The sequence below is a fragment of the Enterobacter cloacae complex sp. 2015409 genome, assembly GCF_041365315.1.
Lineage (GTDB): Bacteria > Pseudomonadota > Gammaproteobacteria > Enterobacterales > Enterobacteriaceae > Enterobacter > Enterobacter pseudoroggenkampii.
This window is the reverse complement of record NZ_JBFTVM010000001.1, coordinates 2,026,945-2,042,259: the sequence shown is the minus strand read 5'-3', so window position 1 is coordinate 2,042,259 and position 15,315 is coordinate 2,026,945. Positions and strand designations below refer to the sequence as shown.

13 protein-coding genes and 1 tRNA gene are annotated in these 15,315 nt (G+C 54.5%); 2 read left to right on the top strand and 12 right to left on the bottom strand.

Translation table 11 applies throughout. The features are described 5' to 3' along the window. Positions 1 to 250: 250 nt before the first annotated feature. The 4 genes from ACDO57_RS10010 to ACDO57_RS09995 form a co-directional block, all read right to left on the bottom strand. Complete coding sequence (locus ACDO57_RS10010; protein WP_008499867.1) at positions 251 to 469, bottom strand: acyl carrier protein; 219 nt, start codon at positions 467 to 469, stop codon at positions 251 to 253. 17 nt (positions 470 to 486) lie between these two features. Next, a complete protein-coding gene (locus ACDO57_RS10005) occupies positions 487 to 1,920 on the bottom strand; it encodes an AMP-binding protein (protein ID WP_370883919.1) in 1,434 nt (477 codons plus the stop codon). Further along, the gene (locus ACDO57_RS10000; RefSeq protein ID WP_024907744.1) at positions 1,917 to 3,035 is read right to left on the bottom strand and encodes an MBOAT family O-acyltransferase; all 1,119 of its coding nucleotides are present in this window, start codon (positions 3,033 to 3,035) and stop codon (positions 1,917 to 1,919) included. The genes ACDO57_RS10005 and ACDO57_RS10000 overlap by 4 nt, the downstream gene beginning before the upstream one ends. 128 nt (positions 3,036 to 3,163) lie before the next feature. Next, on the bottom strand, positions 3,164 to 4,300 hold the full coding sequence (locus tag ACDO57_RS09995; protein ID WP_061715613.1) for a D-alanyl-lipoteichoic acid biosynthesis protein DltD: 1,137 nt from the start codon (positions 4,298 to 4,300) through the stop codon (positions 3,164 to 3,166). A 277-nt stretch (positions 4,301 to 4,577) separates the two neighbouring features. On the opposite strand from ACDO57_RS09995, the gene ACDO57_RS09990 reads away from it, so the two are divergent. Both ACDO57_RS09990 and ACDO57_RS09985 read left to right on the top strand, forming a co-directional pair. After that, positions 4,578 to 4,665, top strand: a tRNA-Ser gene (locus tag ACDO57_RS09990). Between the two features lie 463 nt (positions 4,666 to 5,128). Continuing rightward, complete coding sequence (locus ACDO57_RS09985) at positions 5,129 to 6,034, top strand: LysR substrate-binding domain-containing protein (protein WP_048989940.1); 906 nt, start codon at positions 5,129 to 5,131, stop codon at positions 6,032 to 6,034. A gap of 47 nt (positions 6,035 to 6,081) precedes the next feature. On the opposite strand, the gene cobO is transcribed toward ACDO57_RS09985, so the two are convergent. From cobO to ACDO57_RS09945, 8 genes are all read right to left on the bottom strand, one after another. Then, complete coding sequence (gene cobO / locus ACDO57_RS09980; protein WP_024907741.1) at positions 6,082 to 6,684, bottom strand: cob(I)yrinic acid a,c-diamide adenosyltransferase; 603 nt, start codon at positions 6,682 to 6,684, stop codon at positions 6,082 to 6,084. 9 nt (positions 6,685 to 6,693) lie between these two features. Then, positions 6,694 to 8,346, bottom strand: a complete 1,653-nt coding sequence (locus tag ACDO57_RS09975; RefSeq protein WP_370883918.1) for a class I fumarate hydratase — start codon at positions 8,344 to 8,346, stop codon at positions 6,694 to 6,696. A gap of 72 nt (positions 8,347 to 8,418) precedes the next feature. Continuing rightward, complete coding sequence (gene glsA / locus ACDO57_RS09970; protein ID WP_370883917.1) at positions 8,419 to 9,420, bottom strand: glutaminase A; 1,002 nt, start codon at positions 9,418 to 9,420, stop codon at positions 8,419 to 8,421. A 54-nt stretch (positions 9,421 to 9,474) separates the two neighbouring features. Continuing rightward, positions 9,475 to 10,767, bottom strand: coding sequence for a dicarboxylate/amino acid:cation symporter (locus ACDO57_RS09965; RefSeq protein WP_024907738.1), 1,293 nt, complete (start codon positions 10,765 to 10,767; stop codon positions 9,475 to 9,477). A gap of 165 nt (positions 10,768 to 10,932) precedes the next feature. Then, the gene (locus tag ACDO57_RS09960) at positions 10,933 to 11,250 is read right to left on the bottom strand and encodes a DUF4387 domain-containing protein (RefSeq protein WP_370883916.1); all 318 of its coding nucleotides are present in this window, start codon (positions 11,248 to 11,250) and stop codon (positions 10,933 to 10,935) included. Beyond that, positions 11,247 to 12,617, bottom strand: a complete 1,371-nt coding sequence (locus ACDO57_RS09955) for an acyclic terpene utilization AtuA family protein (RefSeq protein ID WP_024907736.1) — start codon at positions 12,615 to 12,617, stop codon at positions 11,247 to 11,249. Before ACDO57_RS09955 ends, ACDO57_RS09960 begins: the two co-directional genes overlap by 4 nt. A gap of 3 nt (positions 12,618 to 12,620) precedes the next feature. Beyond that, a complete protein-coding gene (locus tag ACDO57_RS09950) occupies positions 12,621 to 13,862 on the bottom strand; it encodes a methylaspartate ammonia-lyase (protein WP_024907735.1) in 1,242 nt (413 codons plus the stop codon). Then, positions 13,862 to 15,307: a methylaspartate mutase subunit E gene (locus ACDO57_RS09945; protein ID WP_024907734.1), complete on the bottom strand. Its 1,446-nt coding sequence runs from the start codon at positions 15,305 to 15,307 to the stop codon at positions 13,862 to 13,864. The genes ACDO57_RS09950 and ACDO57_RS09945 overlap by 1 nt, the downstream gene beginning before the upstream one ends. Between the last annotated feature and the right edge of the window lie 8 nt (positions 15,308 to 15,315).

The following is a 15,315-nucleotide window of genomic DNA, read 5'->3' as shown; positions in this document are numbered from 1 at the left end:
TTCGCCAGCGAAAGAGAGAAAAAGCGGATCCGCTCTTCCACGGACATATTTTTCATTTCTGAATAGAGATCGCTGGCGGTACGTGGCGGCATACTGAATTCCTGGACAAAAAGTTAAGCACGTATCAATTATGGCGCTGTTGATAACTTTTTGTATCGGGAGTAAGGCAGGACGGCGGTAGGTGGCTTGCAGGTAATCTGGACAGCATAAATGAAACAGGCTCTGGAGCATGCCTCCAGAGCCTTCCGGGTTAACGGTTTTCTTCAATATAGCGGGCCAGGTCCGCCGGGGTTTTCAGCACCGTCGCCACGTCAGTTGGCGGGATCATGCAGCCATAAACGTCCTGCACTTCCAGCACCATATCGACTGCCAGGATGGAGTCGAGAATGTCGGATTCAATCAGTTCATCGTGAAAGCCCACCTTACGGGATAACACTTTTTCGAACAGGGCGAGAATTTCTTGTTCCATAATTTTTCCTGGAGTCATTAATTTGTGCGGGCGTAAGCGTCCAGCAGCTTGCGGTCAATTTTGCCGTTAGGATTCAGCGGCAAAGCGTCTTTTACGATAATTTGCGAAGGCACCATATAGTGCGGAACCACCTTCAACAGCGACGTTTTGATGGTATCCGGCGCCATATCCGTCACGCAGAACGCGGCAATGCGCAGCACGCTGCCGCAGGATTTCATCAGCGGCAGAACCACCGCTTCATTGATGCCGGACATGGCCAGAAGGCGGTTTTCAATCTCATTGATTTCAATACGGTAGCCATTCAGTTTGACCTGGCTATCGTTGCGGCCCTGGCAATAGATAAGCCCCGCTTCATAGCCCAGATCGCCGGTCCGGTAGCCGCGAAATGCTTCATTTTCCCGACGGAGTAATTTTTCTGCATTCTCCTGCGGCAGGCCGAGGTAGCCGCGCATGACGTTTTTACCCCAGATAATCAGCTCGCCCTCAGAGGAAATTTCCATTCTGCTCTCAGGCATCATGACCCCCACCGGCAGCACGGCGCTGTCGCTGTTCAGGATCTCATCCGTGATTTCAACGACAGTTGTTGCGATGGTCGCTTCCGTCGGGCCATAGGAGTTGATGATTTTGGCCTGCGGGAAACGGCGGCGGAGCTGTTTAACCAGCGCCTTATTTAACACTTCACCAATGAAGATAAAGACGTTGAGCGCAGGCAAATACTCGCTGTTGAACTGCGGGGAAAGCAGCTGCTGGTATGCAAAAGAGGGGGTAGAAACCCAGGCGGAGACCGCGTTGCTTTTCAGTCGCTCCAGCCAGTTCTCTTTCTGAATATCCTCTTTGGCGTTCAGCACAATGTGTCCGCCCATCGCCAGATTCGCCAGCAAAGGGATCAGGGAGAGGTCAAAACTGAACACCGCGTGGTTCATCAGCACCGGTTTTTCCGGCAGCGAAAAGTCCTGACTGACCCATTTCATGAAGTGCCATACGCTTTCACGCCCAATCTGCACCCCTTTAGGCTTGCCGGTGCTGCCTGAGGTAAACATGATATAGGCCAGATCCTGCTCCTCCAGCACCTTGCCTGGTTCACCCGTGGCGATGAACTGCCGGGTCGCGACGTCGTAATAGTAAGGGGCATTGGCCAGATGGCAGATCTCCCGCAGGCGCTCCTGTGGGTAGATGCAGTCCACCGGGATGTACGGAATGTTGTGCAGCAGACAGCTATAAATCGCCACGGCGAACTCGGCCTGCTGGTGTCCGTACAAGACGACCGGCGTACCGGCAACAGGCTGGCAACGCTGATAGCGCTGTGCCCAGTCCGTCACGGCAGCAGAAAGCTGTAGCCAGCTTAAGGCTTCGTCGCTGCCGCTGATGGCCAGTTGCTGCGGGGAGGCGGGATCGCATAATGCCGCACGTAAGAAATCCTGCAGTTCCTGAAGATCGGAGTGATTTTTCATAGAGGTGACATTCCACTAAAGATGTAAAGGGATCCCGCGGCGCTTCCCAGCGTCAGAATTCTCCCTAAAAACGCAACGGCCGGATACTGCAAACCGCGGTGCAATGCCGGGCTGCGCTTGGCTGACCACAGCAGCATGTTATGAGTAACGGAAATCGCGCCAAACAGCGCGCCGCTGATGACGTAATGGCGTTCCAGGCCATTCCATGCCCCCATGCAGAACAGGGTGCAAAAAATACCGATATTTTGCGCCAGCGTTTTGTTCTGACGGAAAAAGTTGAACTTCATCAGGTTCATATAGACGGGCATAAAGACCACATCGCGCAGCCATTCAGACAAACTGATGTGGAAGCGGCGCCAGAAGTCCTGCGGGTTCTTTGCCAGAAGGGGCATATTGAAGTTTGCCGGAATGTTCAATCCAAACAGGCGGCCCGCACCGATGGCCATATTGCTGTAGCCCGCAAAATCAAAGTAGAGGTAGGCGCTATAGGCAATCGACATCACCACGCCCACGGTCAGCGTAAACGGCTTATGGCTCCACGGCTGCACGACAAGTGAATCAACCAGCATGGCAAACAGGAACTTCTGGATAATGCCGGTAATGATTTGCTCTAACGCGACTAAAAACTGTTCACGGTTAAGGGCAAACACGGGCTTGCTGACGTCACTCATCCATGTCCGCCAGCGGTACATGGGGCCTGCCAGGATGATAAAGGGCATAAACAGATAGCAGAAATAGTGCAGGAAATTCTGGCCTTCTTTTTTACTGCGATAGAGCAGCACGTCCACTGCGCGGAACGTCATAAAAGAGAGGCCGATCATGCCGAGATGATGATTAACGTGTAATTTCACTAAAAATAAAGGAAGCAGCGTTAATACAATAGCTTGCCAGGTTTTTAACCATCCTTTTTCTTTTAACGCGGCGACAAGGTAAAAACTGATAAAAACGACCGCGGGAACACGGTAATCACCCTGAAAAATATAGCCCCAGCCTAATGCAGCCAGGACAGATAAGGCCGATAAATAAGTCAGGCGATGACGTAATACGCGATTGACCAGCGCAAACACCAGAGCGGATGAAAACAAATAGACAAAAAACATTCCTGAGCTATACATCATTCGGCCTCAGAACTTTTGATATTCAAAATGCAGCTGCATACTCATGCTGTCATCGACAGAGGTCCACGCGACGATAGTGATCGCCAGCAGGAGATAAAGGAAAAAAAGACGGATCACGATTTTCATTATTTAAAGCTCTGTGCAATAAAGCGAATCATAGGAACCCAGGCCAGTTCGGAAGGGTGCAAACGATCCCAGTTCCAGCCATTCTGATAAGGCATGGCGTACATATCTAAATAAGGGATCTGGTTCTTTTCCAGAATGGTTTTAATTTGCTTATCAACCGGGCGGAAGGTATCGGTATTGTAAAGCGCCCAGGGGTTAACCGGGTCGACGATAGCAATTACCTGCACGTGACGTTCCTTCAGCAGCTGGACGGTTTTACTGAACGCGGCGATTTGCGCAGGCACGACCGGCGTGTCATCCCACTGTTGCGGCTTACCGTCCTCTTCGTAAATCGTTTTGTCCATCCACAGCGTGGCCGCGCTCTGCTGGCGTTTTTTATTTAACTCGCGCGCGTTCGCCAGCTCTTTATCCCAGTCAGGGGTAATGTGGGCGGTGGGCTGCTGCGGCCACGGTTGTACCGTCTGGGGCGTGACGTTGAGCAGCGCCAGCCAGTCGTTTTTTATCATTGTGCAGACGTTCGCAAACTGGAAGCTCAGCTCGTCCCACATCAGATCGGGGTGCCAGCCAAAGACGCGCATTTGGCCAAAGGTTAAATGGCTTATCTCTTTACTATTAATATGCTTTAAATAATTAACCAGCAGCGGGCGCGCCTGCGGGTCTTTCATCAGCGGATTAAAAATAGAACCGGGGAAATTATCGGCATAGATAGCCGGTGGCAGCCCTTTTGAGTAAAAGCTGTCAGGTGCCAGAAGTAAAACAACTTTACTGTTTGCGTTAAGGCTATTTTTAAAACGCGAGAACAGTAAAAACTGCGTTTCGTCATCGACAAACGCATCGCCATACGCCACAACGGGTGTGTGCAATTGCTTATTAAAGTAATTATATACAGCGTAATGTTCATCTTCTGAGGTGGCAACCTCAGACGCACCAATGAAGAAAATCGCATTACCTTGTAAGGCATGGGAAATAGTCGCAATTTTTTCCGCTTGTTCTTTCGGCGTGCCCTCCATTGATTTAATCAGCGGCTGGAACGTGAGGGGCGGATCGAAGCTCGTCACCAGCGGGTGAACACACAGGAACAAAATGGCCAGGGTCGCCATCAGGATATGTAAGCAAAGCGTATTTTTGATTTTCATCATCAACCAGTAACACTGCATGGCAGTAATTTCTAAAATCTGTCGGTACTCAGATTTATAACAATTACACAACAAATGGCCGTCTATTTTTGTGGCATTCTATACCAGAGCGATTTAAAAGGATGAGCGTTGCTGTGTAACGGTATGTACAAGGGAGCAGAGACCGATGCGCGGTAAGCGCCTGGGTGATTTTTGCGCAGTCAAACGCCGGTGGCAAAAAATAGAAAAATTCCTGCTTTACAAGGCGCTAATAGATGTTTATAGTGCGCCTCACTTTGGAAGCGTGGCCGAGCGGTTGAAGGCACCGGTCTTGAAAACCGGCGACCCGAAAGGGTTCTAGAGTTCGAATCTCTACGCTTCCGCCAAATTCGGAACCCAGATCGTTATGCGATCTGGGTTTTTTGTTTTGAGCCGGTTGCTGCTTGCGTGCTGAAGAGGCGCTGGAACGGTGCTCTGGCATCCGTCACGCGGGTGCGCCGCTGATCAAAAGACGTACACAGAACCCTGCTCTATTTTTAGCACAACGTTTTGTTTTATATTTTTTAACGTCCAGCCCTATGCTATTCCTGTTTTTAATGGCCATATGATTTTTCATATAATAAGACGCTGTCTCCATTACACGAGGCACAAAAGAGAACAGGTTCTTAATAATCTTTCATGTTTCATTTCATTTTCTGCAAGTAGTTTGGCCTGACGCGCAAAACTGATTAAATCATGGTGTGGATCACTGCCGACAGAGCATAACTAAAATATAATGGCGGTATCGTTCTGAAGCAGGGTTTATTCGCTTCAAAAAATTACTGTTACCCACCATGAATGGAAGACATGATGAGAGGAAAAATCCCCAAGAGCGAGTTGCTGGTGACGTTCGAAGTTGTGGCGCGTCACGAAAGCTATACCCGCGCGGCAGAAGAGCTGGCGTTAACGCAGAGTGCAGTGTTCAGACAGGTGACGGCCCTGGAGGAGTTTTTACACACCTCATTATTCAATCATGCCAAAAAGCGGATTTTTCTGAATGCAGCAGGCAAGCATTATTTGAATATCGTCAAAGAGACGCTTAATAAGCTGGAACGCGATACAAATATGATAATGTCCTGGCAGCCTGCCGTTCAGGTTGTGGAGCTGGCGGTAAATCCCACCTTCAGTACGCATTGGCTGATCCCTAATTTATGGGAGTTTAATAAATTAAATCCTGATATTATTGTTAACATTCACTCGCTGGCCAATATCGGCGATTTTTTAAATCGCGAATACGATGCAGCTATTATGCGTGCCGATTTTTGTCCCCCGTGGTCGGAAGTCGATTATTTATTTGAAGAGGAGATCCTGCCGGTCTGCAGCCGAAGCTTGCTCCCCAGCGCGGAGCAGAAGCTGGGGGTTGAGGAGCTGCTCAGTGAGTTTCCGCTGTTACACCAAAGCACTCGCATCAATGGCTGGCAGGAGTGGTTTGCGCTGTCCGGTATCACCAGTCCGGACGTGAATCTTGGCCCGCGTTTTGACCTCCTCTCGATGCTGATTGCCGCAGTACGATCGAATCTTGGGGTCGCGCTGCTTCCCCGCTTCGCCATCCAGCATGACCTGGACTGCGGCGAGATGGTGATCCCCTGTGATGTTCCTATCCGCACCGGCAACCGCTTCATCATGACGTGGCGGGAGGAAAAGGCTCAGTCCCTGCCGTTACAAACCTTCCGCGAGTGGCTATTACAAAAATCAGTGGTATCGCCGGCCGCGTAATAACACCGGATGGCGGCAGTGCGGCGCGCCATCCGGTACCGACATGCTTACCAGTCAATGCCCTCCTGCGCCTGAATACCGCTGTCAAATGCGTGTTTTACCGGGCGCATTTCGCTGACCGTGTCGGCAAGCGCCAGTAACTGCGAGTGACAGCCGCGTCCGGTGACGATTACGGTCTGCTGCACCGGACGGTTCTCAACTGCCGCGATCACCTCCTGAGTATCCAGATAGTGATAAGCCAGCATATAGGTGAGCTCATCCAGAACCACCAGGTCGTAGCTCGGGTCAGCCAGCATGCGCTTGCTCTCCTGCCACACCGCCGCTGCGGCCTGAATATCCGTCTCCCGGTTTTGTGTCTCCCAGGTAAAGCCGGTGCCCATAATGTGAAACTCGACGCCGAGCGGATGCAGGGTGTTGTATTCACCATTATCCCACTGGCCTTTAATAAACTGCGCGACGCCAACGGTTTTACCGTGGCCGACGGCACGCGTCGCCGTACCGAAGGCGGCGGTGGACTTGCCTTTTCCGTTGCCGGTGAAGACGATCAGAATGCCTTTCTTCTCTGTTGCCGCCGCCACGCGGATATCAACCTGCTCTTTGCGCTTTTGCTGTCGTTGGCGGTGTTTTTCTGCGTTAGCTCGCGCTTCCATAGTGGCTCCTTAATGTCCCGCAGGGCAGGATGCACAGCGATGCTGCTGCTCAAACTGGCTGAAGAAATTATTCCCTTTGTCGTCAACCAGCACAAAGGCGGGCAGATTCTCGACCTCCATCATCCATACCGCCTCCATGCCCAGTTCGGGATACTCAAGGCAGCGCAGGCTTTTCACATACTGCTGCGCCAGCAGCGCCGCCGCACCGCCGATGCTGCCGAGGTTGAAGCCGCCGTGCTTATGGCAGGCATCGGTAACCTGCTGGCTGCGGTTGCCCTTGGAAAGCATGATCAGGCTTCCGCCCGCGGCCTGGAAAGCATCGACGTAGCCGTCCATGCGCCCGCCGGTGGTCGGACCGAGGGAGCCGCAGGCCTGATTCTCCGGTGTTTTCGCCGGACCGGCGTAATAGACGATATGGTTTTTCATGTACTCCGGCATCGGCTCGCCGTTATCCAGCCGGGCTTTGATTTTTGCGTGAACAATATCGCGTGCGACCACGATAGGGCCGCTTAACGACAGCCGGGTGCCGATCGGCAGGGCAGACATATCGCGCAGGATCTCGCGCAGCGGGCGGTTCAGGTTGATCTGTACGGTTCGGGCGTCGTGTTCCTCACGGCTGGCGTCGGGGATATATTTCCCTGGGTTATGTTCCAGCTTCTCCAGCCAGATACCGTGCTTGTTGATTTTCGCTTTGATATTTCGGTCGGCGGAGCAGGAGAGCGCCATGGCGACAGGGCAGGAACCGCCGTGACGCGGCAGGCGGATGACGCGAATATCGTGCGCGAAATACTTGCCGCCAAACTGGGCACCGATGCCGAATTCGCGGCTGGCGTTGAGCAGCGTGGATTCCAGCTCCATATCGCGGAACGCCTGGCCCAGCTCGTTCCCGCTGGTGGGCAGGTTGTCATAATATTTTGTTGAGGCCAGCTTCGCCACCTTCAGCGCCTGGTCGGCAGAGAGGCCGCCGACCACAAAGGCAATGTGATACGGTGGACAGGCCGCGGTACCGAGCGACTTCATCTTCTCGATCAGGAACGCGGTGAGCTTCTCCGGCTGCAGAATCGATTTCGTTTCCTGGAACAGCGCGGCTTTGTTAGCCGATCCGCCGCCTTTATTGACAAACAGGAAGCGATATTCGCTCCCCGGCGTCGCGCTGATGTCTATCTGCGCCGGCAGGTTGGTTTGGGTATTAACCTCGGTATACATGTCCAGCGGTGCGTTTTGCGAGTAGCGCAGGTTACACTCGCTAAAGGTGGTATAAATCCCTTTGCTCAGCGCTTCGGCATCATCACCGCCGGTCCAGACGTGCTGGCCTTTGCTCGCCACAACGGTGGCCGTGCCGGTATCCTGACAGTTTGGCAGGACGCCTTTTGCCGACACTTCGGCGTTGCGCAGCAGCTGCAGGGCGACATACTTATCGTTACTGCTGGCCTGCGGGTCGTGCAGGATGCTGGCTATCTGCGTTAAATGTCCGGCGCGCAGGAAAAATGAGGCTTCATAAAAGGCCTGCTGGGCCAACAGGGTCAATGCCTCAGGCGCCACCTTAATGACCTCTTCGCCCTCAAGCTCCGTCACCGTAACGTGCTGTGTGCTGAGGAGTTCATATTCCGTCGTATCGTTACTCTGAACAAACAGTTCCTGCCAGACAAATGGTTTAGACATAGTACTTCTCACTTTGTGGTTGTTTTTGCCGGGCGCTGGCGCAGCTGCCGCGCCCGGCTGACAAAATCACAGTCAATGGGCTAAAAAGAGGCTGGCCTGCGTCGCCCCGGCAACATACGCAATCGTCTGCTGGGCGCGGACGCTATTCCCGGCGGCATCCAGCGGTGGCGAGTAGACCGCGATGGCGTATTGACCGGGCACGATGGCAACCATGCCGCCGCCGACGCCGCTCTTCGCCGGGATCCCAACGGTGTACAGCCATTTGCCGCTGCCGTCGTACAGCCCGGCAATCGCCATTTCCGCCAGAACCTGCGGCACGTAGCGTTCATTCAGCAGTTGCTTACCGTTGAAAGGCGATTTGCCCTTGTTCGCCAGCACCGCGCCCATTTTGGCGAGCTGCTCAACGGTGATGTCTACGGAACACTGGCGGGTGTAGATTTCGACGGCTTCACGGGTATCGCCATAAAAGCTGTTGTAGGAGGCCATCAGCATCGCCAGCGCCTGGTTATGCTGATTGGTCTCCATTTCCGATTTGAACACCGGCTCGTTGACGGTTAGCGAGGCATCGGCCCACGCGTTCAGGTTATTGAGGATCGTGTTCCAGCGGTCGGTCTTATCTTTCGCCTCAATCAGGCTAACCGTGCTCATCGCCCCCGCATTCACCAGCGGGTTTTCCGGCGCACCTTTGTTCAGTTCAATGGCTAAACCGGAGTTGAAGGGCAGACCGGTCGCACTGGCGCCGAGTTTATCCAGCACCTCCTGCGGACCGCGCTGCTCCATCGCCAGCGCCAGGGTGAAAACCTTGCTCAGCGACTCCATTGGAAACGCTTTTTTCACGTCGCCAACCTGGTAAATCTTGCCGTCGACCGTGGCGAGGGTGATGGCGAAATTGTCGGGGCTATAGGTCGCCAGGGCAGGGATGTAGTCGGCGACCTTCCCCTCATGATTACCTTTGAATTTTTGGTGAGCCTGTTCAAGCAGCTGCGCATAGTCCGGCGCGGTTTGCGCCAGCGTGGCAGCGCTAAACATCAGGCTGACGGATAAAAGGCTGACGCCGAAAATGTTTATCTTCATGGGGCTTTCCTGTACATCGGAAGACGAAAGGCCAACCACGGTTGGCCTTTGTAATCAATACATGGCGATTTCAGTTTCTGAAGCAGTGCTTTCTTTGGCCGGAACCTTGCCGCGGCAGCCGGCGCCGAAGTGCTCGCCTTCCCAGCGACCGACGATAGCGGCACCCATTGCGTTACTCATCACGTTGGTGGCGGAACGGCCCATGTCGAGGAACGGATCGACGCCCATCAGCAGAATCAGACCCGCTTCCGGAATGTTGAACTGGTTGAGCGTGGCGGCAATAACCACCATCGATGCGCGCGGCACGCCCGCCATCCCTTTAGAGGTCAGCATCAGGATCAGCAGCATGGTGATCTGCTCGCCAATGCTCAGTTCGATGTTGCACGCCTGGGCGATAAACACGGTCGCAAACGAGCAGTAGGCCATTGAGCCGACCAGGTTAAAGGAGTAGCCGATGGGCAGGACAAAGCTGGCAATCCTGGAGGAGACGCCGAATTTTTCCAGTTTGTTCAGCGTGCCCGGGAAAGCCGCTTCTGAACTTGAGGTCGTAAAGGCCAGCAGCGCAGGTTCGAGAATCGCTTTAGTCAGACGACTGATGCACGGACCGACAATCATCGTGGACAGGCCAATCAGAATCGCCCACAGCAGGCCGAGCGTCATGTAGAACTCACCCATGAAAATACCGGCGCTGACCATCACGCCCAGGCCGCGTTCGGCAATCAGTCCGGAGATCGCGGCAAATACGGTCAGCGGGGCAAACAGCATGACGTAACCCGTCAGCTTCAGCATCACATGCACCAGAGAGTCGAGCACCTTAATGATGGGGTCGGCTTTCTCACCAATGGCTGCCAGGCTGCAGCCGAGGAAAATCGAGAACACCACGATTTGCAGAATCTCGTTGCGGGCCATCGCATCAACGATGCTGGTCGGTACCGCGTGAGAGATAAACACTTTCAGCGTGAACGGCTCGGACTGAACGGCCGCAACGGCCCCGGCGTCATGGGGAACAAAGTTAATGCCTGCGCCAGGCTGGAAGATGTTGACGATAACCAGCCCCAGGGCGATGGACAGCAGCGAGGCGCAAATAAAGAGGAAAAAGGTTTTGGAGAATATACGGCCAAGCGTTTTAGCATCACCCATTTTGGCTATACCGACCACCAGGGTGGAAATGACCAGCGGGGCGATAATCATTTTCACCATGCGTAAGAATATGGTAGTGAAAATAGAGATATCCTGTGCGTACGTTTTTGCTGTATCTGCTGATGCCATATTATTAATGACCACCCCGGCAATCATGCCGAGTATCAAACCTAATATGATCATTTTCGTTAAGCTTATTTTTTTCATGTTTACTCCATCGGATAAAGGTTGGTTAATGTGTAGGGTCGCGTGCGCCTGAGCCCTGATGAACCGCTCGGACGCACGTTTGTTGTGACCAACCGCATGAATTATCTGGAATACAGTGATACAGCAAATATCTATATCCCAATGGACGTTGTTGTATTTGTAGTGTTACAGATCAAACTCGATACTTAATAACGGTGCATGCTGCTGGGCACCATAGACATCATTATCACCGACGTTGCCGGAGATAATATCGCGAGGCATGACGATTTTGACCGCATTGGCCGGATCGAACCAGATAATGCGATGAATAAAGTCAGGCTTAACATTATATAAACGGGCAATAAGCTGCGGCGTTAATTGCTCCGAGGCTTTTACCCGCTGATAGTCTTCACGCGTTTTAAATAAAATATCCAGAACCAGCTCATACGGTCCGGCGTTTTTAGAACGAATGACCTGCGCCAGTGAGCAAATACCCTTTTTCATAACTGAACTCCTTCTGGCGTGACCTGCTCGAGGTGGAAATCAAAACGCAGCGCGTCGCTCGCTTCGATCAGGTGGTAGATTGAGAACTCATACACCGGGCCGCTCTGAATGTCGGAAGGGGAGAACGGGAACGCGAGGTTGCCCGCTGTTGCGATCCGGTTTTCATAGCCGTAGTGCAGCAGGGTAGAGCGCACCAGCGAACAGACGCTGTTGGCGATATCCTGGGTGGGGGCCACTACGTCCAGCAAAATACCCAGTTCGTGCCCGGCGGACTGCATCGGCTCATGGTTGCCCATCACGCCATTCTTTCCGTACAGGTGGAACGTCATGCGGATGCTGTCGTCATTCAGCGAGAGGTTGCGCTTCACGCTGACCTGCACTTCTTCTAGGATATTATCGATCCCGGCAATCATGATCGGGTCGCGCGTACCGGCAATGGTCAGGCAGCGGAAGCCGACCCGGCGGGCGCCTTCCAGCTTCAGCGCGTACGGCGTTTCTTCGTGGCGGGAACCGCTGACGTACACTTCGCCCTCGTTGACCGCTTTGAAGCTGCACCCTTTCAGGTTCAGAACGCCGCCCGGCCCCGGCAGGAAGTACGGGTCAGATTTCTCGTACAGGGTGTGCGCCGCCGCCGACGTTTCGGTGAATTTACGCTTCGGATTAAACGTTTTCAGCGTAAAGCCGTTATCGTCAATGATGCCCATCGCGCAGTCGGAGCCGGACCCCGGCGTAGCGGCAATCGCCGCGCACTCGAGGATCTTACCGCAGTGCAGCGCCAGACCTTCATCGAAGCCCTGCATGATGGGCAGCGCGGCAAAGCAGGCCGGATCGTACGCCCGTCCGCCCAGCACCACCTGCGCCCCGGCCGCCAGCGCCCGCTGGAAAGGCTCGATACCCATCTGCGCCACGATATAGGTGCTCTCTTCGATAGCCTCGTGGGTCAGTTCCGGGACGAAATCCAGGGCGGTGATTTTCCCGTTATCCAGCGCCTGATGCACGGTAGCTTTATCGACATCCGACGGGATCAGCGCCATAGAGAACGAGAGCTTCTCTTCCTGAGCAATCTCGAGGATTATCTGTCGGCACCACTCCAGATGCGGCGCGGCGCCGGACCCACCGGCGGTACCGATCACCACCGGAATGTTGTGCTTAACGCCAGCCACGATCATATAGCGCAGATCGCGTTTTACCCCCGCCCGGTCGGTGAAAGGCTTACCTGCCCCCAGGTAGTGGGGGCCAGGGTCGGAAGAGCCTGCGTCGACCGCAATAAGATCCGGCGACGCTTCCATGGCCTTCCGAAAGCTCTCTTCCGGGAAGCCATAGCCCAGGATAGCCGTTGGCGATAAGATCTTAAATGTACGTGCCATCTTTTAATCCTTAGTCTGCAACAGTGCGATGGTGCGGTTCATTTCGTTAAACACGATGTTAAGACCTTCATCGAAGCCCATGCCCGGTTTGATCAGCATGCGCATCGGGCGAGCGGCGAGGGCCACGTGCACGCAGGTGCGGGCGCTGATTTCCGTTTCGTTACAGGTACCGCCCTGATAGGCTTCCATGCCGTGCTTGTTGCAATACAGCACCGCATCAACGATGTTGTGAATACCGCCCAGGTCCGGGGTTTTAATCTGCACCATGTGGCAACTGCCCGCATCGGTGAAGTCCACAATGTCCTGATAGGTGTTACACCACTCATCGGCAACGATTTTCACGCCGGAACCCAGACGCATCAGCTCGTGGGTGATGGCGGTCAGCAGGCGGATCTGATCCGGCTTGTTACCCGCATCCACCGGCCCTTCAATGTACAGCGGCAGGCCCTGGGCCTCTTTTTCGAGGCTGGCGATATAGGCGGCGCAACGTACCGGATCCATATCGAAAATCAGACCGATGGTGCCGTACACGTCAATGTGCAGCGTCGGGCGATAGCGCGGGCTGGTGCGCAGGCTCAGGATGCGGTCGGATAACCAGCGCACATACTCCCGCAGTTTTTCCCCTTTCAGGCCCAGCTTCTCTTCCACGTTGTTGATAAGCGCGTGTGGCAGTACGTCAACGCCTTTGAGGATCATCTTGTCGACGGCGATATAGCGGTCGTCGCCGCTCTGACCAAATAACGGAATGGCCTCCGGAACGCACGGCAGCTGCCATTCATCACACACGACTTCCGTTTTCAGGCGGCCGGTCGCCAGTGCCGCCGCGTCGAGCAGCGCCTGCGACAGACCATAGCGTACGGCGGTATGCAGCAGATGGCCGTCTATACGCAGTTCGTCAAAGAAACGGGCATTCGTCAGGAACCGGTCAACGTCACGGCCTTCCAGCAGCGGCTTGATGTGATCGTTGAGGAACGGAATGAAGTGTTCAGCCAGGAACAGCGGATCACGACCGCCTGCCCCTGAATATTGCACCGCTGCACAATCGCCCACCGCCACCGCGCCGTTTTCCAGAATCAGCTGTACGGATACGCATTCACCCGCCTGACGAACGGACGTAAATCCAGGCGTTACCGGATTGCCGGTATAGATAAACCCGTCATGACCGGCGCCGTTTTTGATGGCCTGCTGATCGTCGAAATAGAACGAGGAGTAGCCTGCGGTGAAAAGGGCCTGCTTAATTTTCATTATGGTCTTCCTATTAATTTACTGTGGGATACCGCGTTGATGTCATCAACAACCATCTGGAATGAGGGCTTACGGCCTTCAAAACGCGCGCGCTCGGCGACGTAATCGTGATGCAGGGCGAGGATATCTTTCGGCAGCGGAACCGCACCGGCTTCCAGCACGCGAATGGCACCGGCGTTATCACGCACCGGCAGAATTTTGCCCGCGTTGCAGGAGGCAGGGGCGAACGGTACGTCCAGCACGCCCGCTTCAAACGCCAGCACCGTCCCGCGCGCGACATCGCCGTTGCCCAGCTCGAAGACTTTCTTCAGCACGGCGCGGACTTCGCTCTTAATGAGCTCGACTTCCTGCTCGACGGCGGCGCACGGCGGGAATTTCTGATCGCTGACCATGTTGAGCATCTGACGCGAGGCCTTCAGCCCCTGGGCATTTGCGGCGGCGGTCGGAATGCCGAACGCTTCGTGCGGGCTCTTGGTGATCACTTTGGTCGCCCCGGACATACCGGCAACCGCTGCGCCCCAGGAGATAATGGCAAACGCTTTCGACTCATCTTCCGGGAAGCCGCCCATCCACTGGTGGAAGACGGTACTCAGCTCGTAATCGTCAAAGCCGTGGTTATGGAAATATTCGTGGGACAGCTCGCGCAGAGCCTGAATCGCGGCGATATCCTGCGTCAGGCTACCGACCTGGCCGTAGCCGACGGTAATTGACTTCACGCCCTGTTCCAGCGCCAGCAGACCTTCGATAATCGCCACCGAATGGGATACAAACGGCGGGATCAGGGTGCCGGTCAGCGGGCCAAACGGTTCACGGTTAATGCGAATGCCGTTCTCCTCGTACAGGCCCATCAGGCGGTCGCAGTACTGCCAGTCGCGGATAGATTTTTCCAGAGTGACGCGCTTGGCGTACGGAATGTTGTAGGAGATACCGCCGCCTTCATAGCTGGTAAAGCCGCTGGCCATCGCGATCTCCGCCAGCAGGCGCGCATCCGGCGTGCCGTGACGTACCTGAATCGGTTTCTCCAGCGCTTCAGTCATGCGGCGGCAGGCGGCGACGCCGTGGTTGACGACCGGTAAGCCGTTAAGTTTGGAGGTGCCCGCTTCGATGGATTTTTGGATCCCTACCGCCGCCTCTTCATAGCGATTCAGACGGGTGTAGGCATCGATGGTGCTGGGCAGCAAATCGCAATCTTCCTGCAGCGTTTTGAGCAGGGCGATATGTTCATCCATCAGCGCTACGCCTGCGCGCGGCTGGCTCAGGGTTTTACCTTCCTGGTCCGCCTTCAGTAGGGCGTGAGAAAAGCGTTTTTGCTCAGGAATGGTTTGCTGGTACTTCACGCCATCTTCGAAGTTCTCAACGTCCTTGCCGGTTTGCCAGGTCTGCAAGACCTGTTGCCGCTCAGTCATGAATTCGTCATGGGTTAGCTTTTTATTTCGAAGTTCCATTCGTTGCT